The sequence below is a fragment of the Vibrio limimangrovi genome (assembly GCF_054064025.1).
On the sequence record NZ_JBSUGF010000001.1, the window covers coordinates 171,660 to 186,985 of the forward strand.

At 39.6% G+C, this 15,326-nt stretch carries 15 protein-coding genes; 5 read left to right on the forward strand and 10 right to left on the reverse strand.

What is annotated here, in order from left to right:
• Positions 1-71 precede the first annotated feature (71 nt).
• Entirely contained in the window at positions 72-1,190 is a 1,119-nt protein-coding gene (locus ACWYU8_RS00820) for a 1-propanol dehydrogenase PduQ (protein WP_457516304.1), read from the reverse strand.
• A gap of 302 nt (positions 1,191-1,492) precedes the next feature.
• On the opposite strand from ACWYU8_RS00820, the gene ACWYU8_RS00825 reads away from it, so the two are divergent.
• Positions 1,493-2,314, forward strand: a complete 822-nt coding sequence (locus ACWYU8_RS00825; RefSeq protein ID WP_457516306.1) for an MIP/aquaporin family protein — start codon at positions 1,493-1,495, stop codon at positions 2,312-2,314.
• Positions 2,315-2,793: 479 nt separating this feature from the next.
• Here ACWYU8_RS00825 and ACWYU8_RS00830 read toward each other — a convergent pair whose 3' ends face one another.
• From ACWYU8_RS00830 to ACWYU8_RS00845, 4 genes are all read right to left on the reverse strand, one after another.
• Positions 2,794-3,366 (reverse strand): BMC domain-containing protein, encoded by a 573-nt coding sequence (locus ACWYU8_RS00830; RefSeq protein ID WP_457516307.1) that lies wholly within the window; start codon positions 3,364-3,366, stop codon positions 2,794-2,796.
• A 54-nt stretch (positions 3,367-3,420) separates the two neighbouring features.
• Positions 3,421-4,569, reverse strand: coding sequence for a methionine adenosyltransferase (metK, locus tag ACWYU8_RS00835; RefSeq protein ID WP_457516309.1), 1,149 nt, complete (start codon positions 4,567-4,569; stop codon positions 3,421-3,423).
• Between the two features lie 146 nt (positions 4,570-4,715).
• Entirely contained in the window at positions 4,716-5,750 is a 1,035-nt protein-coding gene (locus tag ACWYU8_RS00840) for a response regulator (protein ID WP_457516311.1), read from the reverse strand.
• A 12-nt stretch (positions 5,751-5,762) separates the two neighbouring features.
• Entirely contained in the window at positions 5,763-6,986 is a 1,224-nt protein-coding gene (locus tag ACWYU8_RS00845) for a sensor histidine kinase (RefSeq protein ID WP_457516313.1), read from the reverse strand.
• A gap of 1,310 nt (positions 6,987-8,296) precedes the next feature.
• On the opposite strand from ACWYU8_RS00845, the gene ACWYU8_RS00850 reads away from it, so the two are divergent.
• Together ACWYU8_RS00850 and ACWYU8_RS00855 are read left to right on the forward strand one after the other, a co-directional pair.
• Complete coding sequence (locus ACWYU8_RS00850) at positions 8,297-8,581, forward strand: type II toxin-antitoxin system RelB/DinJ family antitoxin (protein WP_457516314.1); 285 nt, start codon at positions 8,297-8,299, stop codon at positions 8,579-8,581.
• Positions 8,578-8,856, forward strand: a complete 279-nt coding sequence (locus ACWYU8_RS00855; protein ID WP_457516316.1) for a type II toxin-antitoxin system RelE/ParE family toxin — start codon at positions 8,578-8,580, stop codon at positions 8,854-8,856. The genes ACWYU8_RS00850 and ACWYU8_RS00855 overlap by 4 nt, the downstream gene beginning before the upstream one ends.
• Positions 8,857-9,222: 366 nt before the next feature.
• On the opposite strand, the gene ACWYU8_RS00860 is transcribed toward ACWYU8_RS00855, so the two are convergent.
• A complete protein-coding gene (locus tag ACWYU8_RS00860; protein WP_457516317.1) occupies positions 9,223-9,690 on the reverse strand; it encodes a hypothetical protein in 468 nt (155 codons plus the stop codon).
• A gap of 289 nt (positions 9,691-9,979) precedes the next feature.
• On the opposite strand from ACWYU8_RS00860, the gene ACWYU8_RS00865 reads away from it, so the two are divergent.
• Positions 9,980-10,591: a site-specific integrase gene (locus ACWYU8_RS00865; RefSeq protein WP_457516318.1), complete on the forward strand. Its 612-nt coding sequence runs from the start codon at positions 9,980-9,982 to the stop codon at positions 10,589-10,591.
• A 451-nt stretch (positions 10,592-11,042) separates the two neighbouring features.
• The gene (locus ACWYU8_RS00870; RefSeq protein WP_457516319.1) at positions 11,043-11,462 is read left to right on the forward strand and encodes a double zinc ribbon domain-containing protein; all 420 of its coding nucleotides are present in this window, start codon (positions 11,043-11,045) and stop codon (positions 11,460-11,462) included.
• Between the two features lie 607 nt (positions 11,463-12,069).
• Here ACWYU8_RS00870 and ACWYU8_RS00875 read toward each other — a convergent pair.
• From ACWYU8_RS00875 to tyrR, 4 genes are read right to left on the reverse strand one after another with little or no spacing between them, the layout of a single operon-like run.
• Complete coding sequence (locus tag ACWYU8_RS00875) at positions 12,070-12,543, reverse strand: DUF2947 domain-containing protein (RefSeq protein WP_457516320.1); 474 nt, start codon at positions 12,541-12,543, stop codon at positions 12,070-12,072.
• A gap of 13 nt (positions 12,544-12,556) precedes the next feature.
• Complete coding sequence (locus ACWYU8_RS00880) at positions 12,557-13,144, reverse strand: HD domain-containing protein (RefSeq protein WP_457516322.1); 588 nt, start codon at positions 13,142-13,144, stop codon at positions 12,557-12,559.
• 4 nt (positions 13,145-13,148) lie between these two features.
• Positions 13,149-13,730 carry a ribosomal protein S5-alanine N-acetyltransferase gene (gene rimJ, locus ACWYU8_RS00885; RefSeq protein ID WP_457516324.1) on the reverse strand — a complete coding sequence of 194 codons (582 nt, stop codon included), beginning with the start codon at positions 13,728-13,730 and terminating at the stop codon, positions 13,149-13,151.
• 34 nt (positions 13,731-13,764) lie between these two features.
• Entirely contained in the window at positions 13,765-15,306 is a 1,542-nt protein-coding gene (tyrR, locus tag ACWYU8_RS00890; RefSeq protein ID WP_444495126.1) for a transcriptional regulator TyrR, read from the reverse strand.
• Between the last annotated feature and the right edge of the window lie 20 nt (positions 15,307-15,326).

Below are 15,326 nucleotides of genomic sequence, written 5' to 3' on the forward strand. Positions count from 1 at the left end.
TAAGTCTTAATGTTTGCCATTAATTAGGATTTTTTTGCTAACAAAAAACGGTCGTGACAAAACGATCCAGATTAACCGATTATTTTTGTGAGCAACTTATCGATATCACTTTTCGACGGTTTTCTAGGGTTTGTTGTGGTACAAGCATCCGACAATGTAGCTTCAATGATCACCTGTCTTGCCACCTCTATTTCTTCTCGATTTTTACCGAGCTCGGTTAAAGACGAAGGAATTTGCAATTGTCTGTTCAGATTACGGATAGCCACCGATAACGCGTTTACCGCAAGTGACGGAGAGGAAACTTCGATATTCATTAAACGCGCACATTTATGATATTTATCTAAAATATCTGAATCTCCCGTTTCACCGTTAAAATCGATAATAAACGGCAATAACATAGCGTTAATCTTGCCATGTGAGATATGTAATGTTCCACCCAGCGCGTGCGCCATACCATGAACTAAACCCAGTCCTGATGCATTAAATGCCATACCTGCCATGCATGATGCGTTATGCATATGTTCACGAGGCTCAAGCGCGGTCTCATTTTCAACTACCTGAGGTAAATAAGTCGCAACCAAATGAATCGCTTTTTCTGCAAGTGCATCGCTGAAATCATTCGCGTTACTAGAAACAACCGCTTCAATCGCATGAGTTAAAACGTCCATACCAGTATCAACAGCAACAGGACGAGGGACACTCAATACCAACTCAGGGTCCAATATAGCAGCGTCAGGTAATAGATCTGCAGAAACGAGCGGAAGTTTTTGGCCATTAGAAGCGTCAGAAATAACCGCATACGATGTCACTTCGGAACCAGAACCACTAGTAGTTGGAATCGCAATCAGTTCGATTTTTTTACCTTGATACAATTCTTCTAACGTCACTTTAATACCTTTTGCAGCATCTAAAGAAGAACCGCCACCTAAAGCAATAATGGCATCAGGTTGAAATGACTTAAGTTGCTGCACGCCCGCAATAATAACGGTAGTGTTTGGATCAGGTTTCACTTCACCAAACACTGAAACGTTAGCATAAGGCATTGCTTTAATTAGTGATCGATCTTTACCCGAAGAGACCATAAAAGCATCTGTCACAATCGCTACTTTTTTAGAATTTAAGCGCTCTAAAGAGGAGACAGCATTTGTACCAAAATACACATCAGGTACGGAAAAAAATCGACGAGTCATCAAATTCTCACTTTCTATTGAACTTTTTAGTTATTTTCAATTTACCACCGTTCTCGATAACTACGCTTATAAGAACTTGACTATATCTAGGACAATTTTGCTGTCCCAACGCGTGGCTAGACAAAAAAAACTAGAATTTTAAAAGTGCTAGTAACCCAAAAACAAAGAACAATTTTTTCATATAGAAAACGAAAACTAGACAATATTTTACAACTAGCCATAGATATACTGAATTAGTGACAAATCAAACACAAACGTTTAATAAAACCCTACTTATTACTGTAACGAAAAAAGGTTTAATTATGGATAAAAAACTAAAAGGCCAGTGCATTGCTGAGTTCTTTGGCACTGGATTATTTATTTTCTTTGGTGCGGGATGCTTATGTGCCACAATATTGGCCGGTGCTGAATTTGGTCTATGGGAAATCGCGATTGTTTGGGGCCTGGGCATTTCATTAGCCGTTTATTTAACCGCAGGTATATCTGGCGCACATTTAAACCCAGCTGTAACCATCGGTTTATTCTTATTCGCAAACTTTGAAAAAAGAAAAGTTATCCCATATATCATTGCACAAACAGCTGGTGCATTTTTCGGTGCCACAGTTTGTTATTTTATCTATCAAAATTTATTTTCGGATTATGAAACTGCACATAATATCGTGAGAGGGTCTCAGGCTAGTCTCGCGCTGGCGGGCATTTTTACCACTTTCCCTCACCCTTCTATCACTATTTTCCATGCTGCAATAATTGAAATCATCCTCACTGCAACCCTAATGTCATTGATACTGTCACTTACTGATGACGGTAACGGTGTTCCTAAAGGTGCTTTAGCGCCATTGTTAATTGGTCTTCTCGTCGCTGTAATTGGTGCAGCAGCAGCACCGTTAACCGGTTTCGCAATGAACCCTGCGCGTGACTTTGGGCCTAGATTGTTCACTTTCTTCGCCGGATGGGGAGAAATGACATTCACCGGCGCTAGAGATATTCCTTATATGATCGTTCCGATTATCGCTCCGGTTATCGGTGCCTGTGTCGGTGGCGCGGGTTACCGCTATTTAATCGATCAATATGTATCTAAACCGGCTAATGAAGTACAAAGCACTGAATCAGAGCCAGTTAATTGAAAATATAAATAACATTAGATAATTAACCTCCCTTTATTAATGCCTAAGTCTAGAACTGAGTATTTTATAGTAACTCTAGTTCATAAAGACTTGGGCATGATTCATCTCAACATAATCAATGAATTTCCTCAGCGTTCTACTTTCTATTGCCTCTGCCTAGCAATAGGATCTAGACCAAAAATTATTTTTATTACCTATCACAGTCGGTATGTATTCAGAAAATTACGTAGGAAAAGGGTTTTAAAAAGCCAGTATTTTTACGATTATTTTAAAATCGAAGGTGACAATGAAACTAACTATTTTTTATAAAGTTAGATGGATTAGACAATTGCAGGTATTAGAATAATACTTCGCTTCAAACAGGTAGTTACTTGAAGCGAAGTATTCGATTTCAGAGCTTGAGTTTTTTGAAAGAGAATATGAGCGACCCCAATCACACAAGTACCATGTTCATGGGGCAGGGAAAAGAGCATGAGAAATCAATTTGATGCAGATTGACGGTTTGTTCTTGCTTTTGTTCTGTTACTCGTTGTCGTTGTTTTGTTTGTCGTTGGCGTTACTGGCTTAGTGACGTTTATTTCAGTTGCTTGCTCCGCTTTTGGAGAAGTGGTCACAGTAACCACCGATTTCTCTTCTGCAACCTCTGGAGAAACATTTTCTGCCAACGGAGATATTACCTCTTCAGCCACGACTTCTGCTGTTTCTGGAGCTTGAGCTTTTTGTTCTTCATGAACTTGCTCAACTTCTTGGGTTTTAATAGCAACATTTTCACCATTTGCAATAACAGATTCTAAGCCTTCTGCAGTCCGAGCTATAACCTTATACGCATACACTTTGCCAATACGTGATGCCGCTGCGACACCGGCAGCAACAGCGGCATTAACCGCACCAACGTCCCCAACAAGTTTTACTGTGTGCATGCCATTACCTTTGGCGGATTCATAGCCAAGCAGTTCCACATTTGCCGATTTAATTGCAGCATCCGCAGCTTCGATTGCCGCCGCTAAGCCTACCGTTTCTATCAAACCTAAACTTTGGCCAAACATAGACATACCTTTCTCCTTAATATTAAATTAGATTTAAACCTTATAATTCACTGAAGCTATTTATGTTCCACTTCGCAGCCGTTCTGATATTGTCGTATCTTCCCAAGGAAAAATATTCCGCCCAAAATGGCCATAGCATGCCGTTTGACGATAACGAGGAACAAGTAAATTCAAGTGTTGAATAATCTCGTATACACGAATATTAAAATGTTCATTAACAAGTTGATATAAACGAGCAACGGGTACTCTTTCTGTACCAAATGTGTTTATTTTCATCGAAACAGGTTTAGAGATGCCAATTGCCCAGGCAAGCTGGATTTCACATTTTTTAACCAATTCTGCTGCTACAAGATTTTTGGCGATATACCTCGCCATATAAGCGGCTGAACGATCGACTTTTGAAGGATCTTTCCCGGAGAACGCGCCGCCACCATGACAAGCAGCGCCACCATAAGTATCAACAATTATCTTTCTACCGGTTAGGCCGCAATCTGCAGTTGGTCCTCCAATAAGGAACTTCCCGGCAGGATTAACTAGAAATTGAGTCTTTGATGTTATCCAAGTATTTGGAATAACAGGTTTGATAATTTCTTCAACGACAGCTTCACGCAAATCTTTTAAAGAAATAGATGGAGAATGTTGTGTTGAAACTAAAATAGTATGGGCTTGCAGTATTCTTTTTTGGTTATACTCAAGCGTAATTTGAGCTTTCGCATCGGGGAGCAAAAAAGGTAGTGTGTTTTCTTTTCGTAATAAAGCTTGCCTTTTCATTAGCTTGTGCGAATAACTGATCGGTGCAGGCATTAGCTCTGTCGTTTCATCACAAGCATAACCAAATGTAATACCTTGGTCACCGGCACCTAATTCTGCAAAGTTGGAACATCTAATGCCTTCAGATATGTTGCTAGATTGAACACCAAGTAAATTGATAATGCCGCAAGTATTACCATCAAACCCAACTGAAGAATTATTGTAACCGCAGCCTATTATGGTATTTCGAACAATAGGCTCTATATCAAGTGTAGCCGATGAATTTATCTCTCCGGCGATAATAACGACACCTGACTTTATTAAGCATTCACATGCCACTTTTGCAAAAGGATCTTGGAGTAAAAAAGCATCTAGAATCGCATCAGAAACCTGATCCGCTAATTTATCAGGATGCCCTTCTGAAACTGATTCAGAACTAAATAAGTAGCTTTCCATCATCTATACTTTCATAATATCGTTCACTTGTATTGATCATATAGATAGATAAATATAATTTCTTGCCCATACAGTGGATTTTTTTGTTATCCCTTATCTGCCTATGAGCAAGATAGTGCAATTAACTTGAAATTAAGGCTTCTTTCCTCCTATGCTTCTCGGTAATCAGAAGGAGATATACCAATCTCTTTTTTAAATATTCGACAAAAATAGTTAGAATCTTTCCAGGCAAGTTCTAAAGAGATTTTATTTATTTTCAAGTTACTATACTTTAATAATGCACGCGCAATTATGAGTTTTCTTTTTGTTATGTAACTAGAGAAACCAATACTCTCATTCTTTTTAAACGCCCTACTTAAATAACAAGAACTAACGAATGTTTTTTCTGCGATTTCATCCAGAGTTATGTTTTTAAATATACCTTTTTCAATATGAAATTTTGCTCTATTTATAAAATCTATGCTTGATGACTGCTTTTTAAATGAGTTTGTAAAAATAACATCGCCGATCTTAAACAAAGAAAATACAAGCTGAGGATATAGATCTTCTCTTAAGCCAGAACGACTCACATCTTCTGATAAAGAAGATAATTTTGAACAACTAGATGAATACTCATCATGCAATGAGTTAAGATAGAAGCATAATGTATCAAGAAAGTGTTTTACACTATCTCTTGCATCTATGCCTTCTTTAGTTTTTACGTAGCTTTCATTAATTATATTTAATACAAAGTCATTCCAAACAGCATAGTTTTTATCTTCAATAATTCTTTCTATATTAGACTTTAATTCTTTAGATGTTTTTATAATATCTTCATCAAACCCAAGTGACTTTTTAATTGTGTCTATTAAAATATTTTGTCGCACTGGTTTTAACAAGTAATCTTGAATTTGTAAGTGAAACATATTATGCAACATATCAAAGTCGTCATTTGCTGTAGTGACAATAACTTTAGCGTCTCTATTTTTAGTTCTCAAATATTCGATAACTTCTTTACCGTTTGGCAAAGGGATATTTATATCAACAAGAATCATATCAACATTCTTAATTTCATCAATTAACTTTATTGCTTTTTTACCTGTTGATGCTTTATGTATAAAGGCATTGTTGACACATTGTAATACAATTCTCTCAATGGACTCCATTTCAATTAGTTCATCTTCAACTATTACTATATTATACATAAGAGCTCTCTTCTATTTATTTACCATCGGGAATTTAAGAGTTATTTTCGTCCCTTGCATCGGTTTGTTTGGGCTGGTTATTTTTAGCTTATATTCTTCGCCATATAACATTTCTGATCTGTTTATTATATTGTAAATTCCGATACTTCCATTATTTGAACTTTGCACCCCAGTAATGATTTCTTGGATTTTACCATCACTAATTCCATCACCATTATCTTGAAGTTCTATAAACACATCATGACCATCATCGAATGCGGTAATTTTGAGGTGGCTGATAGTATCCCTTGGTTCAACAACATAATTAAAAAAGTTTTCAACTAATGGCTGAAGAGTCAAAAAAGGACAAGGAATGTTTGAATATTTTTCAGGAATATCGCATGAGTACTCAAATCGATCGCCCATTCTTACTTTTTGAATGGACATATAATTTATAACATAATTTATTTCATTGCCTAATGTTATAACTCCACGAGAGTTTTTCCGAAGTAGGTACCTCATCATATCCGAAAAATTATGTAACATTGACTCCGTTCTTTGTGCTTCTTCCAAATAAGCTAATCGGCCGATAGTATTGAGAACATTAAACAAAAAATGTGGTCTTACTTGATAAGATAAAGCCTTAAATTCTGCTTCCTGGAGAGCTCTCTCCATTTCCATACTTTTCTGTAATTCATTTTTTAGCTCTAACTCTTTTTGGTGCAATTCACTTTGAACAATTCTAGAGTGTGCTTGCTCAACCAAATAAGACGCGACATCGAATAATGTATTGGCGGTAGAGACAAATCTTTCATAACCCATCTTTTTTGTTTTATCGAGCAAAGCAGTCAATTCAGCACTGTCTTCCCATACTTTTTGACTTTCTAAAATATTAGGAATCTTGTTATTCTCACAGTCTTCGACTCTAACTTGTCCAGATATCATCGCACCTAAATAGTGACCGTTAATCATAATAGGTACAGCACATTCGACAAAACCACAATAACAGCGATAAACAACCGGTTCTCCGGTTTGCATAGCAATACGACCGCCCGCATCATCACTCTCATAGCACCGCTTTTGTTTTTTCGGATCTTTTCTAGATTGAGCACAGTAATCACAAAATCCACTGGGTTTCGTTACGGGCTCACCATATGCGTCCACGACAACCAAAGCAATTTCCATCGACTGGCTGAAGTTGTTTTGTAACGTTTGCAATCGGTTGATATCTAGATACTCGTGAAGTGTATACTGCATAATTCTCAACATATTATGATTAACAACATCGAAGAATTATAATTTTAATAATGGTTAACAACCTGACACAGATCAATCAAGTTATGTATCATTCGTGCTGAATAACTGTTTTGAGATATACGTTATGTAATGCTCTATTCTAGGCTGTTCGTAATGTCAAACCAACTACCCTACACTATAAAAGATATAGCTCAAGTCATATCTACAAGTACTTAGAGCTAGAGACTTGGCAGTACAAAACTCTCCCATTAAGTTATGTTTGACTGCAACATACAGGGGAAAGCAAGCAAGAATGCCAGAAACAACAATAGACGCGACAAACTGTTTCAAACGGCGAATTTGGCTGGGCTCCATGGTTGCTCAAGAGATAACTTGGTTACACGTGCACCGTAATCGAAAAATACTTCATAACCCAAGACATTATAGAACGTAGCTATTTTCCTTATTGTCGGATTTTCGATACGTTCTTGTATTCTAGATAATAGAATAATCCCGAACTAAATATTTGTAGTAAGGACCACCTAGCATTTCTTTAGTTACTCAAATGTCTTTCCAATATGAGTAATGTAGGTTCATATGAAATATTGTTTTTATCAAAGAATAGACTTTTTTATACCAATCATGAGTGGCTTCCATATACATTATTCCTGCGACTAGACGTGGGTCTGCAACATGTTTTGTTGATTGATTAGTTATTAAACCGCACTGCTTTCCAACTTCACTGAAGCTATCTATTTCATATAAGCTAAAGTCAGTATCCGATATCAATAATTAAAAACAACGTAAGCAAGAAAGTAGACCAGCACCATATACTCTCACGGCTTTGACGAACTATTAGCGCTTGATATAAGAAAGAAAAAAAATAAAGCCAACTCTAAAAGAAATTGAAAAGGTAATATCAGAAATCCGTAAGCGAATCCGTATAACGAAGCCTCTCCGGCTCCACCACCACTACTCACCACATTTTCGATAAAGTGAAAAAAATACAAGTAAATTAAATGATTTGCCGTCAATAAAACTAAAACAATATTCACTATGCTTATGCTCCAAGACTTCCGTTTGAAACATTATTATTATCGAATCAGACGCTATCTAGCATAAAATATCAAAAAACTCGACGTTAATCTCAATTATATTCACATAAGGCCACATTAAGATGAGCAACGCTGCCACCTAACCTAAACCATTCCACCGTAACAACGTGAAGACAAAAATGCCAAGCGTTGGAAATCACTCTTAAATTGTTAGTTAGTTGCCTATTTCGAAGGCCAGTGCTAACATTTGTACACACACCAACATAGGAACACATCATGGACACTAGAATTCAATTTCGTGTTGATGAGGAAACAAAACGCCTAGCTCAACAAATGGCTGAAAGCCAAGGTCGCACGCTAAGTGATGCTTGCCGTGAACTTACTGAGCAACTCGCTGAACAACAAAGAAAAACATTATCTCACAATGCCTGGCTAACTGAACAAGTAAACCTAGCATTTGAGAAGTTTGACTCAGGAAAAGCTGTTTTCGTTGAACACCAAACAGCTAAATCTCGGATGGAAGAGCGTAAAGCCAGAATCCGCAACCGAGGTAAGCAATGATTTTATGGGAAGAAGAATCACTTAATGATCGCGAAAAGATCTTTGAGTTTCTCTATGACTTCAACCCTGATGCATCAGAGAAAGCTGACAACCTCATTGAAGCAAAAGTAGAAAACTTGCTAGAGCAGCCTCTCATGGGTGTACAACGAGACGGTATTCGTGGACGATTGCTCATTATTCCCGAGATTTCGATGATCGTTTCATATTGGGTTGAAGGCGATATCATTCGAATTATGCGTGTACTCCACCAGAAACAAAAATTCCCGATAGATTGATTACTTCCTCATGGAAACTAACCCCGCTTAAGTGGTGAGCAACACAATGCCGATGTTTCCGCACACCACCTAAATCACTAAATTTACCGCAAACCACAAATGCCACGCGTTGCGAATCCGTCTTGAAGCGTTTGTTAGGCTTTTACACCACTCTCCTAATGTATAAAAAGAAATAGCTTATAGACTGACATACGGGAAAGATTTACTTGCCAGATCTCTACTTGAACTTTGCGCCTTTAGAGTTTTTGACCAAAAGTGCAACAGCAGCTATTAAGAAAATCAAGTGCAGATAGCCTCCGAGAACTTGATACGCTCCCCAGAGTAAAACAAGTAAGATCACCAATGCGATGAATAATTTTATATATTTCATTGGCAGATATAACCATAATTGTTCATCTGCTTACATTTAGCGCTGAACTTTACCCTATTTGGTACACTTGAATCTAATATTTCAGGGTTAGATTTAAAGAACATATGCGACTCTGGAAAATCCAGCCCATTATGCTTTATATACCATAGAGCATCGGCAATAGATGTACCACAAGCAAGAGATCTACCGCTAGCAACAGCTATACTACCGACAACTGCGCCCGCATAGCCTGCGCCGAATAGCGCCCCAACAACTACAAGTTTCTCCAATCCTGTAGTCGTACCAATGATTTCAGCAACTGTTGCATTTTTTCCCAATTGGGTTAATGCAGCAACCAAAGTCGTGACAGTTGCTGTAGCCTTTTCTGCGCTTTCAAACAGTCCCTTTGGTGCGGCTAGCCCCAAAGCACTCATATTCTCTTCAAAGTATTTGTAAAAATCACCAGACTTGTAACATTCCGTCATTAAAATCTCCTTTTGACGTCAGAAAGTTAAAATCTAGCCCAAAGGGTTTTGATAAACGTGAGCTTTTATCCATTAATACAACGCACCTCATAAGGATTAGGACTAAATTACATTGAGTTGCGAGAGTTGTGACTTACCAAAGAAGCCTAACGAATGACATGGCTTGTTTGTTGGGGAGGAACGTACTATTTCCACCATCACGATCATGGACGCACTCAAGTGCCAAAAGTTAATGGTCGACTCCCCTACTCGCACTGGTGCGTCACGGAGCGCAAAGACGATCAATAATATGATCAAACTTCTGCGCCGATGCTTTGACTTAGCGGTGAAGTCAAAGTTTATCGATGACAATCCATTTCTGCATGTTGAGTTGCTTAGTGGTGGCTCTGGTGAACCGGACCCACTAGAACTAGAAGAATTCCACCAGCTAATAGAATCAACGACAAACTTACAGCAGCGGAATATGTTCACCTTAGCCATTTACACGGGCATGCGAACTGGTGAGCTTTGTGCGTTAGCCTGGGAAGACATCGATCTAGAGAAAGGTACGATCGAGGTTACTCGAAACGTCACGATTGAACGAAAGTTCACAACACCGAAGAATAAGAAGTCAGAGCGAACTATTCACTTACTTGAGCCTGCGCTCCTCGCCCTTAAATCTCAAAGAGAACTAACTATGTTTAGCCCGGTGAGGGATATTTTTGTGGAAGTAAAAGGTTCAAACACCTTTCGCCAGGAAAGCGTTCGGTTCGTGTTTATTCCAGAACGTCTTAATGGCCAAGCACCGAGTGAGACCTATAAGACGACAACATACAATCGACTATGGTCACGCACACTTAAACGAGTGCTATTCGCCACCGCTGCTCATATCAATCTCGTCACACCTAGGCTTGTTGGTTGATCACCAAAGGGGCAAACCTGTCCTTTATCGCTGAGCAGATGGGGCACAGGAGCACGATGATGTTGGAACGTGTTTACGGCCGATTCATGAAGTCACACTCACACGAGCAGATCGAATACTTAAATGGGATCATGGCTTCAAATAAATAAGGCCATTCTGATTATGATGTGCATTTCAATGTGCAGAACAGAATTGCCCCGTAAAGTGTTTGATTTCACTAGTCCATACCATTTATTTCTGTTTTGTTGGCTAAATTTTTATAATGATATAAATGACTACTAATTCAATCTCTATTCAGGTATTACCGCAACACTAATTTACTTTTATTCAATATTGAAGTGGAAGTCTTGTCGGTTTGGACTACTATTCTAAACAGTGGTGTTTCATATAAAAACATAACGATTGTAAACATAAATTTATTAATCAGGTTTAACCATAGGATATATTAACAATGATAAAAGATAATCACGATTCTACTTGCCCATTTTGCAAGGAAGAGATAAAAGATGGAGCGATTAAATGTAAGCATTGCGGCTCTAAACTCGCCAGTCCAGGGCCTGACCACAAAGGTACATGTCCATATTGTAAAGAGTCAATTAAAGTTGATGCTATAAAATGTAAGCATTGCAAGTCAAATTTATCCAATGTTACAGATTGTAATTGCAATGAAACATCAGGTTCTGAAGGAACTGAAGATTTAGTACAACTACTGATGTTGATGTCTAATGAACCTATGTTAAAGCCTATATTAATTAATAAAAAATCGTGCCATGAAAGATGTGATAAAAAATACCCAGGTCCTGAAAACAAATATGGCCGACGATTCTGTCACTATTATTGTGATACAATAACTAGGAAACTTGATCTTTGAAAAACAATCATTTTAGATATATCTTGATCGTTATTCAAAAGCGTTAAAGCGCAGTATTATCTACGTTTTCTCGTAAATAGTCATAGTAGCTATTCAATTAAAATGTCGTTTCTGTAGTCAAACTGAATCTGTACTTAAACACAGTACTGGCTATACATCATCCGCAGCATTATTTTTGGGCAGTGCGTTAAGTGAGTTTTCCATACTTGAAGTTATTCGTGATTATCTAATTTAAGTCCTAACGCTATGCTATTTCTGTACAATTGTGAGTTACGATACCAGCAGTTCGACGGTAAGACCCGGTCGTGACTAACCAGCGGATATGTAATATCGAGTATAAGTTACAATTAATGATCAAATCTTCACACGCGAATTTTAATCCGCATAACCATAAATAATTCTGAATTGTCCCACCAGCGCCCCACTTCAGTCGGGACATGATAGCTACCAATAAAAACAATCACTTATAGCGTGAGTGTATATACCACACAAATCTATACGCATGTTATAGAAAGAGGAGCGAATGGGGTTCTAAGTCCCCTATCAAGCCTTTAATAGACAAAAACCACCAAATCGGTGGTTTTAGATAGTATTCGCAGCATGTTACCTAGTGACGTTCGCCCAGTCTAACTTTGCCCTTTGAATCGAACCAAAGCGCTTGTGAACGGCGACGGCCAATGAGCATTGGGCCATCGTCATAGAATAGGAAGTTCTTCCAATGCTTCTTGAAAATTGACCATTTGGTTTCGATGACGTTGTATTTCTCGTAGCAGAAATAAACCGTCACATCATCTTGCCAATCGATATGTTCATCCACTTCCGCAGGCATTTCTGGCTCATCCGATTCCCATGCCGCCATCCAGTCGACAATATCAGACCAATTGGACTCTTTCATCGGCCAATCTTGGGGGCTCAAACGATCCATATCAGGACTTTGAGCGCTGATGTTCTCTTTCCAGAACTGTGCAGAGCGCGCCTGACTCATCGGCTTAATCTGCGCTAAGTCTTCTTCCGGTACCGGCATCGACTGGTGAGTAAAAATCCATTTTCTTTGGTATTCGTCCAAAGGCAAATAAGACATTCAGTCTCCTTTATTACGACTTCAGCCAACCTTTCTCGGTGGCATCTTCAATCATTTCTTTCGCTTTGTCCCACAAGGTGACAGAGCCAAGTTCAATTCTCTTATTAATAGTAAGCGCTTGTTCTCGCGTTACACCATGTTCTTTCCAGCTTTGACCGTTATTATGATAATTCAGCAGCATCGGTATTAAACGGTCGAGCGCTTTGGCATACTTTGCGTCGTCTGTCTGCGCGGCTTCGAATTCATGCCACAACGTTAAAAGTTCTGTACCTTGCTCACTTGGCAACATACCGAACAACCGCTCCGCGGCCTTGATTTCTTTCTCTGCCTGCTCTTTTGAAGCGGTGGCATCATAAACAAAGGTGTCGCCCGCGTCGATCTCGACAACATCGTGGATCAACAACATTTTCATGACTCGGCTAATATTAACAGGGACATTCGCATGCTCTTCCATCAATACTGCCATTAAAGCAACGTGCCAACTGTGCTCACCGCTGTTTTCCAAACGGCCATCCGCGCTTTTAATCCGAGTACGACGAAGGACACTTTTTAACTGGTCTAGCTCTATCAATAGCTTTAGCTGTTTTTCTAATCTGTCCATATCATCATGTCCTCGGTTGCCAGTTAAGTTTAGTCAGAGACATTAAGATATGATCTTGCCACTCTCCATCTATCAAAAGATAGTCCTTCGCATATCCTTCTTTGCTAAATCCTACATGTTCCAGAACCGCCTCACTGCGCTTGTTATGTGGCATGTACCCCGCCTGAATACGATGCATATTTTGCACATCGAACATGTAATCACAAGCCATTTTCAAGCCACGACGCATATGCCCATTCCCTTGCGCGGTTTGTGCAAGAGAATATCCGACACTGCATGCGTGGAACGGGAAGCGTGTCATACCACTGAATGAAATCGTGCCTAACATACGCTGGGTTCGATTATCGATGAGAAGACAATAATAACCAAGCCCCTGACGATGAAGTTCATTGAGTTTGATAAGCTTTTGTAGCCAACCACTCACAGTAAAAAATCCCTCTTCACGTTTGGGTTCAAAGGGTTTCAAATACTCTCGATTCACCTGAAAGTATTCCGCGATCATATCTGCATCAGCGATTTCAGCCGTGCGTAGAAGTAAGTCGCCGTCCAACTTGTGAACGGCAACGGATGAGCTTTTATCTTCCATTACAAATGACAATTCCGTTTCCCTTAGCTCGGTCTTAGTTCTTACGAATCCCGTAGTCACGCAATTTATTGGCAATCGATGTATGAGAAACATTCAGACGCTTTGCCAGCTTGCGGCTTGATGGGAATGATTGATACAAACGCTCAAGCACTTGTGACTCGTAATCACGCATGATCTCATCAAGTGAACCATCTATATTAATCGTCGTACTACCACCTACCGATTGTGGCTGAGGCAAATTGAAGTGTTCAGCCTGTAGCAAATGGCCATCCATTTCAGTCAGTGCGCGCAGTACCATGTTGTCAAGCTGACGCATGTTACCCGGCCACTGGTAATTAGCTAAGGCATCCACCAGACCTTCGTCCAGTTCTGGCTTGTCGATACCTAATTTCTGCGAGTGCTTCGTAACAAACAGATCTAGCAGTGGGGCGACGTCATTAGAACGCTTACGCAGAGGAGGAATGCTCAACGTCAGCACGTTGAGGCGATAGTACAAATCTTCACGGAACTGGCCCGCTTCTGAGAGCTCTGCAAGATTGTGTTTGGTAGACGCAATGATGCGCACGTCAACGTGCATTTCATCTTCTGCGCCAACACGGCGGAAATTACCATCTTGAAGGAAACGCAGTAGCTTGATTTGCAGGTGTGAGCTCATCTCACCGATTTCATCAAGAAATACGGTGCCGCCGTTCGCTTGCTCAAAAATACCCTTGTGCCCTTGCTCGTGATTAAATGACCCCGGAGCATGCCCAAACAGCTCTGTCTCAGCAACATCATCAGGCATAGACGCACAACTCAATACCAAGAAAGGCTTACTCGCTCGCCCAGAACGGCTATGGCATGCTTTTGCCAGCATTTCTTTACCTGTACCTGTTTCACCTTCAATTAGTAACGGCTGATCAAGAACGGACAACTTCTTGGCCTGATTCATCAGCGCCTTATGACGGTTAGATAAGCCGACAAAATGCTCAAAGCCAAGCGGATTATGCAGTGGCACGGTTTCTTCAATTTTTGAAACTTGCTGACTGGAGCGAATCGTGATTAACGTACTCGCTAATGTCGAGTTTTGCGCTTCATCTTTAATATAAACCGGCATTAACTCAAGAATGTAATCCAAGCCATCAATGACCAGATTTTCACGCGTTCTGGCATTCACGCCTTCTGCCCAGCGGGAAAAGCGCATACTTGGTAGCAGCGTGCCAATTTGAGTGCCGATAACTTCTTGCTTATGCAAACCCAGCAAAGACAAAGCTGACATGTTTGCCATATCCACTGCGCCTTTGAGGTCGATAGCGAAGACTGGATCTGGCAAGTTATCCACCAATGAAAGAAGCTCTGTATTGTGGCGTTCCATTGGCATAAATTGGATTTTACGTACGTCTTTAACCCCCGAAATACGACGGATTTCGGCCATTAATTCACTAAAGGTATCAAAATCAATATCTGGGCAATTCAAGTAAATAATGCCACTGATATCGATCTCGATACCGCGCAAATCGATACTCTTAGACGCTAAAATATCGAGCAGCTCTCGGGTAAGCCCGAGTCTATCTTCACATAAGACTTCAAGACGCACTGAAAATATCCCAATTAACA